Raw genomic sequence first — 12,988 nt, forward strand, 5'->3', positions numbered from 1 at the left:
CCGTTAAACCATCGTGTCTTGCGGCGGCAGCCCGAACTCGTTGTTGCCGAAGATCAGGTAGGCGCGTTCGGGATCGTTGGCGGCATGCACGCGCCCGGCATGGGCGTCGCGCCAGAACCGTTGCACCGGTGCGTCGTTGCTGAGCGCGGTGGCGCCGGAGGCCTCGAACAGGCGGTCGATCGAGGCGATCGCGCGGCCGGTCGCGCGGACCTGGTCGCGGCGGGCGCGGGCGCGCAACTCGAACGGGATCTCCTCGCCCGCTTTCAGCAGGGCGTACTCGTCGCCGACATTGCCGATCAGCTGGCGCCAGGCCGCGTCGATATCACTGGCGGCCTCCGCGATGCGGATCTTCGCGAACGGGTCGTCCTTGGCCTTCTCCCCCGCGAACGCCGCGCGCACACGCTTGCCCTGATGTTCGACGTGCGCGTCGTACGCGCCGTACGCCATACCGACGATCGGAGCGGAGATGGTGGTGGGATGCACTGTGCCCCAAGGCATCTTGTAGACCGGGGCGGTGTTGGTCTGGAGCCCGCCCGCGGTGCGGTCGTTCATCGCCTTGTAGGACAGGAAGCGGTGCCGCGGCACGAACACATCTTTGACCTTGAGCGTGTTGCTTCCGGTTCCCTTGAGGCCGACCACATGCCACACGTCGTCGATCTCGTATTCGGAGCGCGGGATCAAGAAGCTGCCGAAGTCGACCGGCTTGCCGTCCTTGATCACCGGGCCGCCGACGAACGTCCACGTGGCGTGGTCACAACCGGACGACCAGTTCCACGAGCCGTTGACGATGTAGCCGCCGTCGACGACGGTGCCCGCACCCATCGGGGCATACGACGAGGAGATCCGCACGGCCGGGTCCTCGCCCCATACCTCCTCCTGCGCCTTCTGGTCGAACAGCGCGAGGTGCCAGTTGTGGACGCCGATGATCGAACTGACCCAACCGGTCGAACCGCAGGCGCTGGCCAGGCGGCGCACCGCCTCGTAGAAGAGCGTCGGATCGCACTGCATCCCGCCCCACTGCTCGGGCTGAAGCAGCTTGAAGAAGCCGACCTCGTTCAGTTCGTTGACGGTGTCGTCGGGGAGGCGGCGCAGGTCTTCGGTCGCCTGTGCGCGTTTGGCGATCAGCGGCCGGAGGTCGTCGATCCCGGCTAGGACCGACTGCACGTCACGCTGTTCAATGGACGTCACTGATGTGCCTCCCGATAGGACGGACTGCGATGAGCACGCACGCGAAGCGCGAACCGCTTAGCCGTCAGATTAGAACACGTTACGATTCATGTCGAGTAGGGCATACCTGTAGGACCTGGACCTGCACACATGCATTTCTGTAACCTGTTCTAGTTATTGCCCTGGATCGCAGGGCCGGCGGACGTGAGAGGTGGACACGAAAGTGACCGACGAGCCACTCGGCAGCCACGTGCTCGAGTTGGAACTTGCCGATGTCGTCACCGAGACTGACGACGCGCGCTCGCTGGTGTTCAGCGTGCCCTCCGGCGCCGATATCCCCGCCGAACGGTTGCGGTACGCGCCGGGGCAGTTCCTGACCCTGCGCGTGCCCAGCGACCGGACGGGTTCGGTGGCGCGGTGCTACTCGTTGTGCAGTTCCCCGTTCACCGACGACCGGCTTACCGTCACCGTCAAGCGCACCGCCGACGGGTACGCATCGAACTGGTTGTGCGACCACGCGCACGCCGGCATGAAGATCCACGTGCTCGCGCCTTCGGGCACGTTCGTGCCCAAGACGCTGGACACCGACTTCCTGCTGCTGGCCGCGGGTTCCGGGATCACGCCGATGATGTCGATCTGCAAGTCAGCGCTGGCCGAGGGCAGCGGCAAGGTCGTGCTCGTCTATGCCAACCGCGACGAGAAGTCGGTGATCTTCGGCTCGGCGCTGCGTGAGCTGAGTGAGAAGTACCCCGAGCGGTTGGTCGTCGTGCACTGGCTGGAAACGGTGCAGGGTCTGCCGAGCGCGGCGGCGCTGGCCGCTTTGACCGCTCCCTACACGAGCCACGACGCCTACATCTGCGGCCCCGGGCCGTTCATGGCCGCGGCAGAGGAGGCGGTCAAGGGCGCAGGACTGCCCGCCGAACGGGTGCACATCGAGGTGTTCAAGTCGCTGGACTCCGACCCGTTCGCGGCGGTGGTCATCGAGGAGGACGACAGCGACGAGGGGCCGGCCACGGCGATCGTCACGCTCGACGGCGAAACCCACGAGGTGCGCTGGCCCCGCAACGCCAAACTGCTCGACGTGCTGCTGGACAAGGGACTCGACGCGCCGTTCTCCTGCCGCGAGGGCCATTGCGGCGCGTGCGCCGTGCTGAAGAAGAGCGGCGACGTCGAGATGGACGTCAATGACGTCCTCGAGCAGTCCGACCTCGATGAGGGTCTGATCCTGGGCTGCCAGGCCCTACCCCGCTCGGATTCGGTCGAAGTCACCTATGACGAATAGCGCGCGGGCTAGCATTCGCCGCACGTGGAAGGGGAGCAACGTGACGAACCGGTTGACCGGCGTCGCTGCGGCGATCTCGGCGGTGCTGCTGGCGCTGACGCTCATGGCACCCACCCCGACGGCGGCCGCGGCCGTCGACACCGCGGACTCGTCGATCCCGGTCGACCCCGGCACCAACCTCGAGATGCACGCGACCGCGAACTGCATCGCGGCCGAGGCCAAGTGCTTGTTCGACGCCAGGGCCAATCTGCGCCGCGGCCCGGACGTTCTCGGCTTCCCCGGCGACCTGTGGGCCCGCCAGACCACCACGCTGCGCACCATGGACCGGGGCGTGTACGTCGGAAACTTCAACTTCGACGCCCCGAACACCCGGTCGTTCAAATCGCTCACCGACGTGGAGTTCACGACCATCTACTTCGGGGGCGGACCGCCCGAGAAGTTCCAACTCCGCGGGATCGCCTGGCCGGTTGATCAGCGCACGGGAGCGCCGCGCACCGACGTTCCCTTGATCGTGTGCTCGCACATCCAGGTGGTCTACAGCGGGGTCAACATCACCTCGCCGGACGCGTGCGCGCAGGCCTCATTCAGTTAGCGGGGTAGGCCCAGAAGCCGTTCACCCGCGAGGGTGAGCAGGATCTGCTCGGTGCCGCCCGCGATGGTCAGGCAGCGCGTGTTGAGGAAGTCGAACACCGTCGAGTTCTCGACCACGCCGCCACCTTCGGACAGTTCCATCCGCAGTTCGGCCAGCGCCTGCCGGTAGCGCACGCCGATCAGCTTGCGCGCGCTGGCCTGCGGGCCCGGATCCTGCCCTCCCACAGCGAGTTCGGCGATCTTCTGATCCAGCAGTGAGCCGACCTGAGCCGCCACGATCAACGAACCCAAGCGGTCCTGACCGGCCACGTCGAAGTCCAGCGTGGCGACCTGCTTGAGCAACTCCTCCATCGGGTTGCCGAGCGCGGTGCCGTGAGCCATCGCGACCCGCTCGTTGGCCAGCGTGGTGCGGGCCAGTCGCCACCCGTCGTTGACCTGGCCGACGACCATCTCGTCGGGCACGAACACCTCGTCGAAAAACACCTCGTTGAACAGGTTGTCGCCGGTGATCTCGCGCAGCGGGCGGATGTCGATGCCCGGCGACTTCATGTCGACCAGAAAGTACGTGATCCCCTTGTGTTTCGGCGCGTCCGGGTCGGTGCGCGCCAGGCAGACGCCCCACGCGGCCTTGTGCGCCGCGGAGGTCCACACCTTCTGGCCGGTCAACTTCCAACCCGGGCCCCTTGCGCCGCCCGCGGTCGCGCCGTCGACGCGTACGGCTTTGGTGCGCAGCGCGGCCAGATCCGATCCGGCGCCCGGCTCGGAGAACAGCTGACACCACAGCAGTTCGCCGCGCAGCGTCGCGGGGACGAACTGTTCGATCTGTTCGGGGGTGCCGTGTTCGAGAATCGTTGGCGCGGCCCACCATCCGATCACCAGGTCGGGCCGGGTGACACCGGCGGCCGCCAACTCCTGGTCGATCAGCAGCTGTTCGGCGGGCCCGGCCCCGCGGCCGTACGGCTTGGGCCAGTGCGGCGCCTGCAGGCCCGCGTCGGCGAGTGCGGCCTGCTGCTTCTCGACGGGTAGGGCAGCGACTTCCGCGACGGCAGCGGCGATCTCGGGTCGCAGACCCTCAACCGATTCGAGGTCGATACGCAGATCCCGGCGCACACCCTGTTGCGTCAACGCCGCGACCCGGCGCAACCAGCGCGGCGCTCCGCCGAGGAAGTGCGAAATGCCGTAGGCGCGGCGCAGATACAGATGCGCGTCGTGCTCCCAGGTGATCCCGATGCCGCCCAGCACCTGGATGCAGTCCTTGGCGTTGGCCTTGGCGGCCTCGATTCCGACCGCAGCCGCCACCGCAGCGGCGATCGAGAGTTGGTTCTCGTCGCCTTCCGAAACGGCTCTTGCCGCATCCATGGCGGCCACCGAGGCCTGCTCGGACCGCAGAAGCATCTCCGCGCACATGTGCTTGATGGCCTGGAAGCTGCCGATGGGCTTGCCGAACTGCTCGCGCACCTTCGCGTACTCGGTCGCGGTCTGCAGCGCCCAGCGGGCCAGACCCGCGGCCTCGGCCGCCATCACGGCCGCGGCGACGTCGATCACTCGCTGCGCCGGAGCGCTGACCGCCTCGGCAGGCGCGGACTCGAGCACGACCCGCCCAAGCGGCCGGGAGAAGTCGGTGGCCTTCAGCGGCTCGACGGTCACGCCGTCCGCGCCGGCATCGACCGTGACGAAGACGTCGCCTGCCGGCAGCAGCAGCACCCCCGCCTGATCGGCGCCGAGCACGTAGTCCGCGGTGCCCGAGGCGCGGCCGTCGGCGAAGCGCAGGTCGGCCGTCAACGCCACCCCGGCAACCCGCTCACCCGAAGCCAGCGCCTGCAGCACTTCCGGCGATTCGAACACGAGCGTGGCCAGTGCGGTCGTCGCTACCGGGCCGGGCACCAGCGAGGCCGCCGCCTCGTCGACCATCGCGCACAGGTCGTCGACCGTGCCGTCGGCGCCGCCGTGCGCCTCCGGTAACGCCACCCCGAAGATCCCCAGTTCGGCCATCCCCGCATAGGCCCGGCGCCAGGCGTCCGCCTGCCCCTGCTCGACGTCTCGCGCGGCGGTGACGACGTCAGAAGCTGTTGCCCAGTCACGCACCAGCTCCCTCACGGCTGCCTGGTCGTCGGCAATGGTCCCCGGGGATGCGAGCGACACCGTCCACTCCTAGCTATTGGGTGAGAAGGCGGTGCTCCTCACTAGAACGTGTTCTAATAGTGCCAGCGACCGACCGTCAAGTCGACCGCCATTACAGCAGGACACATCGGTGCCATCGGCGACATCGGGGTGAGAAAAAGTGCATCGGCATGCGTATCGTTTCCAGCGAGAACGCGTAACGAAGGAGAAGCCCGCCGCATGTCCGGCCCGTCCCAGCCAGCAGCCGCCAACCCGGGCTCGGGGTCGGAATCTCGACCACGCCAGGTGATGAACGTGGCGGTCCTGTCCGAGTCAGAGCTCGGCTCAGAAGCCCAGCGCGAGCGCCGCAAGCGCATCCTGGACGCGACGCTGGCCATCGCCTCCAAGGGCGGCTACGAAGCCGTCCAGATGCGGGCCGTTGCCGAACGGGCCGATGTCGCGGTCGGCACCCTCTACCGGTACTTCCCGTCCAAGGTGCACCTGCTGGTGTCCGCACTGGGTCGCGAGTTCGAGCGCATCGACGCCAAGACCGACCGCGCCTCGCTGGCCGGTGGCACGCCGTATCAGCGGCTGAACATCATGGTGGGCAAGCTCAACCGCGCGATGCAGCGCAATCCGTTGTTGACCGAGGCGATGACGCGAGCGTTCGTGTTCGCCGACGCGTCGGCGGCCGGTGAGGTCGACCACGTCGGCAAGCTGATGGACTCGATGTTCGCCCGCGCCATGAGCGACGGTGAGCCCACCGAGGACCAGTACCACATCGCGCGCGTCATCTCCGATGTCTGGCTGTCCAACCTGCTCGCCTGGCTCACCAGGCGGGCCTCGGCAACCGACGTCAGCAAGCGGCTGGACCTCGCTGTGCGGCTGCTGATCGGCGACGGAGAGCATCCTAAGATCTAGGCGTGCTTCCAGCCGATCTGCAGCGCGCGCTCACTTCGGCTGCTGCGACGCCACGGCTGCTGATCACCTCCGATTTCGACGGCACGCTGGCGCCGATCGTCAGTAACCCGGGCGACGCCCGGCCACTCGCCGAGGCCGCGGACGCGTTGGTCGCGCTCGCCGACCTGCCCGACACGGCTTCCGCGCTGATCTCCGGACGCGCGCTCGAGGTGCTGCGCGAGTTGTCGGGGATGCCGCCTGCGGTGCATCTTGTCGGCAGCCACGGTGCCGAGTTCGACACGGGATTCACGCACGAGGTCGACGACGTTGCGCTGCAGCGCATCACGTCGGAGCTGCTAAAGATCGCCTCGGGTAAGCCGGGTGTCACGGTCGAGACCAAACCGGCCAGCGTCGCGCTGCACGTGCGCAACGCCTCGGCGGACGACGGCGCGGCCGCGCTCGCCGCGGCTCGCGAGGCGTCGACCGACTGGGATGCCCAGCTGACCGAAGGCAAGGAAGTGCTGGAGTTCGCGGTGATCCAGACGGACAAGGGCGAGGCGATCGACATCCTGCGAGAGCAGGAGAACGCGAACGCCGTGGTGTTCTTCGGCGACGACGTCACCGATGAGAAGGCGTTCCGTCGTCTTCGCGGTGACGACGTCGGGGTGAAGATCGGGCCGGGCGATACGTTGGCGGCCTATCGCGTCGAATCGCCGCAAGACGTTGCGGCAGCGTTGGTTTACCTGCTCGACGCGCGCCGCTCGCAATCGGGTTGACGGTGCTGACCGACGCCGAGATCGCCGAGCGGACCGCTTCCGCAGTTGCCGCGGCCGTCGCCGCCGGGGCCGACCTCGGCCTGCGCAGCGACGATCCCCGCGTGCTCTACGACGTGTTCTCCGTGATCGTCCACCTTCATCCCGAGCCGGTCGTCGTCCGAGTGCCCACGGTCCTGCCGCCGTCGTACACCCGAAATCCGGATGTGCAGACCCGGCAACAGCGCGCAGAGCTCGCCGTCACCAGATGGCTCGCCGAGCGTGGGCATCCGGTAGTGGCACCGAGCCCGTTGGTGCCCGCCGAACCCGTTCGCCGCGACGGGTTTTCGATGACGTTCTGGCAGTTCGTTGAGCAGGTCCCCGATCCGAACCCGGATTTGAATCGCCGCATGCAGCAGACCGCGCAGCTGCACGCCGCGTTGCGCGACTACGACGGGGAGCTGGATTTCTGGGCGCCGTTTGGCTCCTATATACCGGAGGGGCTGGCGGCGTTGAGGAACCTGCCCGAACTCATTCCGACACCCGATCTCGAACGGGCGCAACGCGAATGGGATGTCATCGGCCCAGTGTTGACCTCGCGCGCGGCCTTTCAGTCCGCATTCCCCGGCGTCGACGTCCAGCCCATTCACGGTGACGCGCCATACCACAACATGATCACCACACCGGACGGCGAGATGTGGTCGGACTTCGAACTCGTGACGCTCGGTGCGGTCGAATCGGACCTCGCGATGGTGGGCGCCGACGCCCTCGCCGCCTACGACGCGGCGGCGGTCTCCATAGGGCTGCGCCCGACCGATGAACGTGTTCTGCGGATCACCGAGGCGGCCGGCAGGCTCGCGATGGTCGCGGCGCTGGCGATGGCTCCCGAGCTGCCGATGCTCACCTCGGGTATCGCACCGATGGTCCAGCAGTGGCGGGCATCCCCACCGGTCACCGCGCTCTAGGCGGGCGGTCCCGCCGTGCGGCCCCGGACCAGCTCGGTGTCGAGGACTTCCACGACGGGCAGACCCGATCGTGGCGGGTGGTGCAGCAGCCGTCCCGCCCGGCGACCCTTCTCGATGCTGGGCTGTGCGACGGTGGCCAGACCGCGCCGCAGCGCCTCGGGCACTCCGTCGAATCCGGTGACCGTCATCTCGCCGGGAACGTAGATGCCCCGCGCCCGTAGGTAATCCATCGCCGACAGGGCCAGTACGTCCGCAGTGCACATCAACGCGGTGAGCCGGGGATTGGCTGCCAAGGCGACTGCCGCGGCCGCCCCGCCCGACGTCGGCAGGTGCTCGTAGCTCTCCACCACGGTCAACGATTCGGGGTTGAGCCCGGCTGCACTCATCGCGTCACGAACCCCTGCGATGCGTTCGCGCTGTACGTGAAAGTGCGGAGTCTGCAGTCGTTGCGGGTCGGCCGCCGTGGGCCCTGCCCCGCCCTTCGGCCGATCCCGGCCCAGCCGCATCGTCAGCAGGCCGATCTCCCGATGACCCAGCTGCACAACGTGTTCGGCGAGTTGGCGCATGGCGCCACGGTCGTCGATGGACACGCGCGAGGCACCGGGCACGTCCTTGGGCTGGTCGATCACCACCATCGGCAGGTGCCGCTGCTGGACGGTCGCGAGATACGGGTCGTCGTCGGAGGCCGAATAGACGGCGAAACCGTCCACCCCGGCAGCGAGGATCGCCGCCGTCCCGTCGCTGACGCTGCGGTTGGGGCCGATCGCGACGAGCAGCAGTCCCTGCCCGGCCTCTTCACACGACTCGGCCAAGCCGGCCACGAAGTCGAGTGCGGCTGGATCGCTGAAGGAATAGTTGAGCGGTTCGGTGATCATCAGACCGACCGCACCGGCCTTCCGGGTGCGCAGCGAACGCGCCACCGGGTCGGGGCCGGGGTATCCCAGCCGCTTCGCGGTGGCCAGTACGCGATCGCGGAGTTCGGCCGACAACTGGTCCGGCCGGTTGTAGGCGTTGGAGATCGTGGTGCGGGAGACCTTCAGTTCGGCGGCCAGAGAAGCCAGCGTGGCACGCCGTCGCGGCGTGGGACTCCTCGGCATGCTCCGTGAGGGTAGCCGACCACGGCTCAAGCTCAGGTGACCAGCACCTGATCGGCGGTTCGTCGCAGCCCGCGCTGCCCGGCCCACACCACCGCCCAGACGCTGCACGCGACCGTCACGATCACGAAGCTGGGCGGCGCGTTGAACATCGCCGAGAGGCCGAGACCCACCCACACGGCTGCGAGGCTGAACGCCGTGGACAGGGCGATCGCCTTGCCCGGTCGCGGTGTCAGCATGATCGCCGCCGCAGCGGGACTGACCACGAGCGCGAACAGCAGCAGCGTGCCGACTGCCTGCACGGCCATCGTCACCGCCAGGCCGAGCAGCGCCATGAACGCCACCGAAAGCGCGCGCACCGGCACTCCCCTGGCGTCGGCCACCTGGGCGTTGACGGACGTGAACAGCAGCGGCCGGTAGATCAGCGCGATGCACACCGCCAGCACCGCCACCAGCACCGCGAACGTAATGATCTGCTGGCGCGAGATCGCCAGCAGGTTGCCGAACAGGACGTTGGTCAGCGTGCTCGAACTCTTGGTCGCCAGCGAGTTGAAGAACAACCCGAGACCGGTCGCCATCGCCAGTACGGTTCCCGTGGCCACCTCGCGGTCGGCCGCCCGGCGGCCCAGCACTCCGATCACCAGGGCGCCGCCGATACAGAACACGCCGAGCCCCACCCCGACGGGGACGCCGACGAGTACCGCTCCCGTCGCGCCCGGCAGCCCGATGTGAGCGAGCGCGTGGGCGGCGAAGGCGGTGTTGCGCACGACGACGAAGTAACCGATCAGGCCGGCGGCCAGGGCGACGATCGTGCCGCCGATCAACGCGTTGCGCATGAAGGACGACATAAGGATCTGCCACCAATGGTCTTGGTAGCCAAGCGCGACGATGGTCGTGTTCATCACGGCCTCCGCACGTAGAGATCGCCCTGCGGCGTATGAACGACCTCGACTCGGGTGCCGTAGAGGTGGCTCAGCAGTGTCTCGTCGACGGGGCCGTCGAACGTGTCGAAGTGCGCGTGTCCGTCGAGCAGGTAGATGGCGCTGGTCAACACGCCCAGCAGTGGGTTGAGGTCATGTGCGACGACCAGGATCGTCACCCCGAACTCCTTGCTGATCCGCTCGAGCACGGCGACGATCTCGCGCTGGCTGCGCAGATCGAGTGCGGCCAACGGCTCGTCGAGGATCAACATGCGGGGCTTGGAGACCAGCGCCTCGGCCAGCGCGACCCGCTGGCGCTGGCCGCCCGAGAGTTGGGAGAGCCGTTTGTCCGCCACCGCGGTCGCGTCGACGGCGGCGAGCACCTCGTCCACGCGACGGTTGTCCTCACGACTCGGCCACCCGAAACCCCACCGGTGCCCGACGAGGCCGAGCATCACGGCGTCGCGCGCCCGGATCGCCTCGCCGGAAGCCGACGCGTAGTTCTGCGGGACGTAACCGATCGACTTGTTGAGCGCACCGGCCGGTTGGCCGAAGACGCGGACGTGTCCGGACGCCGGCGGCACCAGACCGAGCACGATCTGCAGCAGCGTCGTCTTTCCGGCCCCGTTCGACCCGATGACGGCCACGATGCCGCCGGCGGGGACCTCGAACGTCGCCTCCGACCAGATCAGCCGCCCGCCGCGCGCCGCGCTGACGTCCTCGAAGGTCAGCGCCGTCTGCTCGACGTCGGGCTCGACCTCAGGTTCGGAACTAGGTTGCGACACCGAGCGCCTCGCCGAGTGCGATCAACTGGTCGACCTGCCAGCTCTGGAACGAATCGGCGTCCGGCGGCAGCGTCTCGGTGATCTCGACCACCGGAAGCCCCGACTGCTCGGCCGCTGCCCGAAGCTGTTGCGGGACAGAGCCTTCGGTCTGCACGTTGTAGACCAGGACGTCAACGCCGCGATCGGACAACAGTTGTAAGAAGGCGTCGAGGTCGGCCGGGGACGGTTCGGAGTCGTTGGACGATGCGACCTGATAGCCGCGCGGGGTGCGGTTGGCCAGACCGAGCGCCGCACCCATGTCATCGAATGACGTCTCGGTCGCCGCATAGCTCTTGCCGGACGCTTTGGCCCTCAGGGAATCAATGAGCTCATGGTACGGCTTGAGGTTCTGCGCGAGCGCGACGCGACGTTCGTCGAAGTAGCCCGCCGCCTCCGGCGCGAGTTGGCGTAGTCGCGCGGTGACCGCGTCGGCCAGCGCCGTCACCGCGGCGGGGTCGTACCAGGCATGGGGGTTGGCCCCGTCTTCGTGGTCGACGGCCATCGCCGCCACGACCGGCGCGTCCGGGGCCGTGCTCGCGGCCAGCTTGACCGCCCACTCGTCGTAGTGACCTCCGTTGAGGACCACGAGCTGCGCCCCGTCGAATTTCGCCGCATCCGACGGTGCGGGCTCGAAGTCATGGGGGTCGGCCGCCGAGCCGGCCAGCACCGTGGAGACCTCCGCGCAGGCACCGCCCAACTGGGAAACGATGTCACCCCACTGATCCACGCTGACGACGACGTCGACCGGCCGGACCGGACACGGAACGGTACTCGCCTCCTGGGCTCGCTCGTCACTGCCGGCGCACGCCGCCAAAGCGAACGGCGCGGCCAGCAGCGCACCGGCGAGGATCGTGCGGGCAATGCGGGGGGTCATCACACCGATAACGATAACCGTTTCCATTAGTGGGCGCTGCCCGGACCGCGCGGCCGGCGTCACGGTGGTCCCCGAATGTCTAAGCTGGCCGCGTGAACCAGCACGCGTTCGACGTCGAAGAACGCCGCGCGGTTTATCGGGTGATCGCCGAACGCCGCGACATGCGCCGGTTCCTGCCCGGCACGCAGATACCCGAAGACGTACTGGTGCGGCTGCTGCAGGCCGCACACGCCGCACCGAGCGTCGGCCTGATGCAGCCATGGCGATTCGTCCGGATCACCGACGACCGGTTGCGGGCACGCATCCATGACCTCGTCGACGAGGAGCGTGTGCGGACCGCCGAGGCGTTGGGGCCACGTGGCGAGGAGTTCCTGGCTCTCAAGGTCGAAGGGATCCTGGAGTGCGCCGAGCTCCTCGTCGTTGCGCTGGGCGACGGCAGACACGAGCATGTGTTCGGGCGTCGCACCCTTCCACACATGGATTTGGCCTCGGTCTCCTGCGCGATACAGAACCTGTGGCTTGCCGCGCGCGCAGAGGGGCTCGGCATGGGTTGGGTGTCGATCTTCGAACCGGACAGGCTCGCCGAGTTGCTCTACATGCCGAACGGCGCTGAGCCCGTGGCGATCCTGTGCCTCGGCCCGGTCCCCGAGTTTCCGGATCGTCCCCAGCTCGAGATCGACGAATGGACGACTGGACGCCCGTTGAGCGAATTCGTCGCCGAAAACCGTTGGCCGTCATCGACATCCGCGGAGTCACCGACATGAGAACCGTCGACATGAATGCCGACCTCGGTGAGGGCTTCGGGGTCTGGCGCCTCGGCGACGACGATGCCATGCTCGACATCGTCACCAGCGCCAACGTCGCCTGCGGCTTCCACGCCGGCGACCCGGCCCTGCTCGTGCGGGCCTGCCGAGCGGCGGCCGAGCGCGACGTGCGGATCGGCGCGCAGGTCAGCTATCGCGATCTGCCCGGCTTCGGCCGCCGGTTCATCGACGCGACACCCGAGGATCTCAAGGCCGACGTTATCTACCAGATCGGCGCGCTACAGGCGATCGCGCACGCTGCCGGATCCACCGTCACCTACGTCAAGCCTCATGGGGCGCTGTACTTCGCGATCGTGACCAACAACGATCAGGCCCGAGCGGTCGCAGAGGCCGTGCACGACGTCGATCCCGCCCTTCCGGTGCTCGGGCTCACCGGCTCGGCGTTCTTCCGCGAGGCCGAACAGCTCGGATTGCGCACGGTGCCCGAGGCGTTCGCCGACAGGGCCTATCGTCCCGACGGCCGGCTGGTGGACCGACGCCAGCGCGGTGCCGTCCTGCACGACACCGACGTCATCGCCGACCGGATCGCGTCGATGGTGTCGGACGGGCGCGTCGACGCGGTCGACGGCTCGACGATTCCGATCACCGTCGATTCGATCTGCGTGCACGGTGACTCACCGGGCGCCGTGCAGATCGCCACGGCGGTACGCGACAGGCTGCTGGCCGAGGGCGTGGAGATCGCCCCCTTCACCTGA

13 protein-coding genes are annotated in these 12,988 nt (G+C 68.2%); 7 read left to right on the forward strand and 6 right to left on the reverse strand.

The window, feature by feature from the left end:
• Positions 1–3: 3 nt before the first annotated feature.
• Positions 4–1,188, reverse strand: a complete 1,185-nt coding sequence (gene hsaA / locus A5759_RS15385; RefSeq protein ID WP_064419296.1) for a 3-hydroxy-9,10-secoandrosta-1,3,5(10)-triene-9,17-dione monooxygenase oxygenase subunit — start codon at positions 1,186–1,188, stop codon at positions 4–6.
• 202 nt (positions 1,189–1,390) lie between these two features.
• Here hsaA and A5759_RS15390 point away from each other — a divergent pair, with 202 nt between their 5' ends.
• The gene (locus tag A5759_RS15390) at positions 1,391–2,449 is read left to right on the forward strand and encodes a ferredoxin--NADP reductase (RefSeq protein WP_068199251.1); all 1,059 of its coding nucleotides are present in this window, start codon (positions 1,391–1,393) and stop codon (positions 2,447–2,449) included.
• A 103-nt stretch (positions 2,450–2,552) separates the two neighbouring features.
• Positions 2,553–3,041 (forward strand): hypothetical protein, encoded by a 489-nt coding sequence (locus tag A5759_RS15395; RefSeq protein WP_064428274.1) that lies wholly within the window; start codon positions 2,553–2,555, stop codon positions 3,039–3,041.
• On the opposite strand, the gene A5759_RS15400 is transcribed toward A5759_RS15395, so the two are convergent.
• On the reverse strand, positions 3,038–5,182 hold the full coding sequence (locus tag A5759_RS15400) for an acyl-CoA dehydrogenase (protein WP_068199147.1): 2,145 nt from the start codon (positions 5,180–5,182) through the stop codon (positions 3,038–3,040). The genes A5759_RS15395 and A5759_RS15400 overlap by 4 nt on opposite strands.
• A 273-nt stretch (positions 5,183–5,455) precedes the next feature.
• Between A5759_RS15400 and kstR the strand changes: the two genes are divergently transcribed.
• Genes kstR through A5759_RS15415 form a run of 3 tightly spaced genes read left to right on the forward strand, consistent with a single transcriptional unit; the run spans position 5,456 to position 7,757 of the window.
• Positions 5,456–6,061, forward strand: a complete 606-nt coding sequence (kstR, locus tag A5759_RS15405) for a cholesterol catabolism transcriptional regulator KstR (protein WP_165593330.1) — start codon at positions 5,456–5,458, stop codon at positions 6,059–6,061.
• Positions 6,062–6,063: 2 nt separating this feature from the next.
• The gene (gene otsB / locus A5759_RS15410) at positions 6,064–6,816 is read left to right on the forward strand and encodes a trehalose-phosphatase (RefSeq protein ID WP_068199150.1); all 753 of its coding nucleotides are present in this window, start codon (positions 6,064–6,066) and stop codon (positions 6,814–6,816) included.
• 2 nt (positions 6,817–6,818) lie between these two features.
• Positions 6,819–7,757, forward strand: coding sequence for a phosphotransferase (locus A5759_RS15415; RefSeq protein ID WP_068199152.1), 939 nt, complete (start codon positions 6,819–6,821; stop codon positions 7,755–7,757).
• Here A5759_RS15415 and A5759_RS15420 read toward each other — a convergent pair.
• The 4 genes from A5759_RS15420 to A5759_RS15435 are packed head-to-tail and all read right to left on the reverse strand — an operon-like array spanning position 7,754 to position 11,469.
• Positions 7,754–8,854 carry a substrate-binding domain-containing protein gene (locus tag A5759_RS15420; RefSeq protein ID WP_068199154.1) on the reverse strand — a complete coding sequence of 367 codons (1,101 nt, stop codon included), beginning with the start codon at positions 8,852–8,854 and terminating at the stop codon, positions 7,754–7,756. The genes A5759_RS15415 and A5759_RS15420 overlap by 4 nt on opposite strands.
• Positions 8,855–8,886: 32 nt before the next feature.
• Positions 8,887–9,753 (reverse strand): metal ABC transporter permease, encoded by an 867-nt coding sequence (locus tag A5759_RS15425; protein ID WP_068199156.1) that lies wholly within the window; start codon positions 9,751–9,753, stop codon positions 8,887–8,889.
• Positions 9,753–10,556 (reverse strand): metal ABC transporter ATP-binding protein, encoded by an 804-nt coding sequence (locus tag A5759_RS15430; RefSeq protein ID WP_068199158.1) that lies wholly within the window; start codon positions 10,554–10,556, stop codon positions 9,753–9,755. Before A5759_RS15430 ends, A5759_RS15425 begins: the two co-directional genes overlap by 1 nt.
• The gene (locus tag A5759_RS15435) at positions 10,543–11,469 is read right to left on the reverse strand and encodes a metal ABC transporter solute-binding protein, Zn/Mn family (protein WP_068199160.1); all 927 of its coding nucleotides are present in this window, start codon (positions 11,467–11,469) and stop codon (positions 10,543–10,545) included. Before A5759_RS15435 ends, A5759_RS15430 begins: the two co-directional genes overlap by 14 nt.
• Before the next feature lie 92 nt (positions 11,470–11,561).
• On the opposite strand from A5759_RS15435, the gene bluB reads away from it, so the two are divergent.
• Both bluB and A5759_RS15445 read left to right on the forward strand, forming a co-directional pair.
• Positions 11,562–12,233: a 5,6-dimethylbenzimidazole synthase gene (gene bluB / locus A5759_RS15440; protein ID WP_068199162.1), complete on the forward strand. Its 672-nt coding sequence runs from the start codon at positions 11,562–11,564 to the stop codon at positions 12,231–12,233.
• A complete protein-coding gene (locus A5759_RS15445; RefSeq protein WP_066841261.1) occupies positions 12,230–12,988 on the forward strand; it encodes a LamB/YcsF family protein in 759 nt (252 codons plus the stop codon). The genes bluB and A5759_RS15445 overlap by 4 nt, the downstream gene beginning before the upstream one ends.

This window comes from Mycobacterium sp. 852014-52144_SCH5372336 (assembly GCF_001665615.1).
Taxonomy (GTDB): Bacteria; Actinomycetota; Actinomycetes; order Mycobacteriales; family Mycobacteriaceae; genus Mycobacterium; species Mycobacterium neumannii_A.

Coding starts and splice junctions, on each gene's coding strand:
- A5759_RS15395 (WP_064428274.1), top strand. CDS start 2,553: ATGGCACCCACCCCGACGGCGGCCGCGGCCGTCGACACCGCGGACTCG.
- A5759_RS15420 (WP_068199154.1), bottom strand. CDS start 8,854: ATGCCGAGGAGTCCCACGCCGCGACGGCGTGCCACGCTGGCTTCTCTG.
- A5759_RS15425 (WP_068199156.1), bottom strand. CDS start 9,753: ATGAACACGACCATCGTCGCGCTTGGCTACCAAGACCATTGGTGGCAG.
- A5759_RS15435 (WP_068199160.1), bottom strand. CDS start 11,469: ATGACCCCCCGCATTGCCCGCACGATCCTCGCCGGTGCGCTGCTGGCC.
- A5759_RS15445 (WP_066841261.1), top strand. CDS start 12,230: ATGAGAACCGTCGACATGAATGCCGACCTCGGTGAGGGCTTCGGGGTC.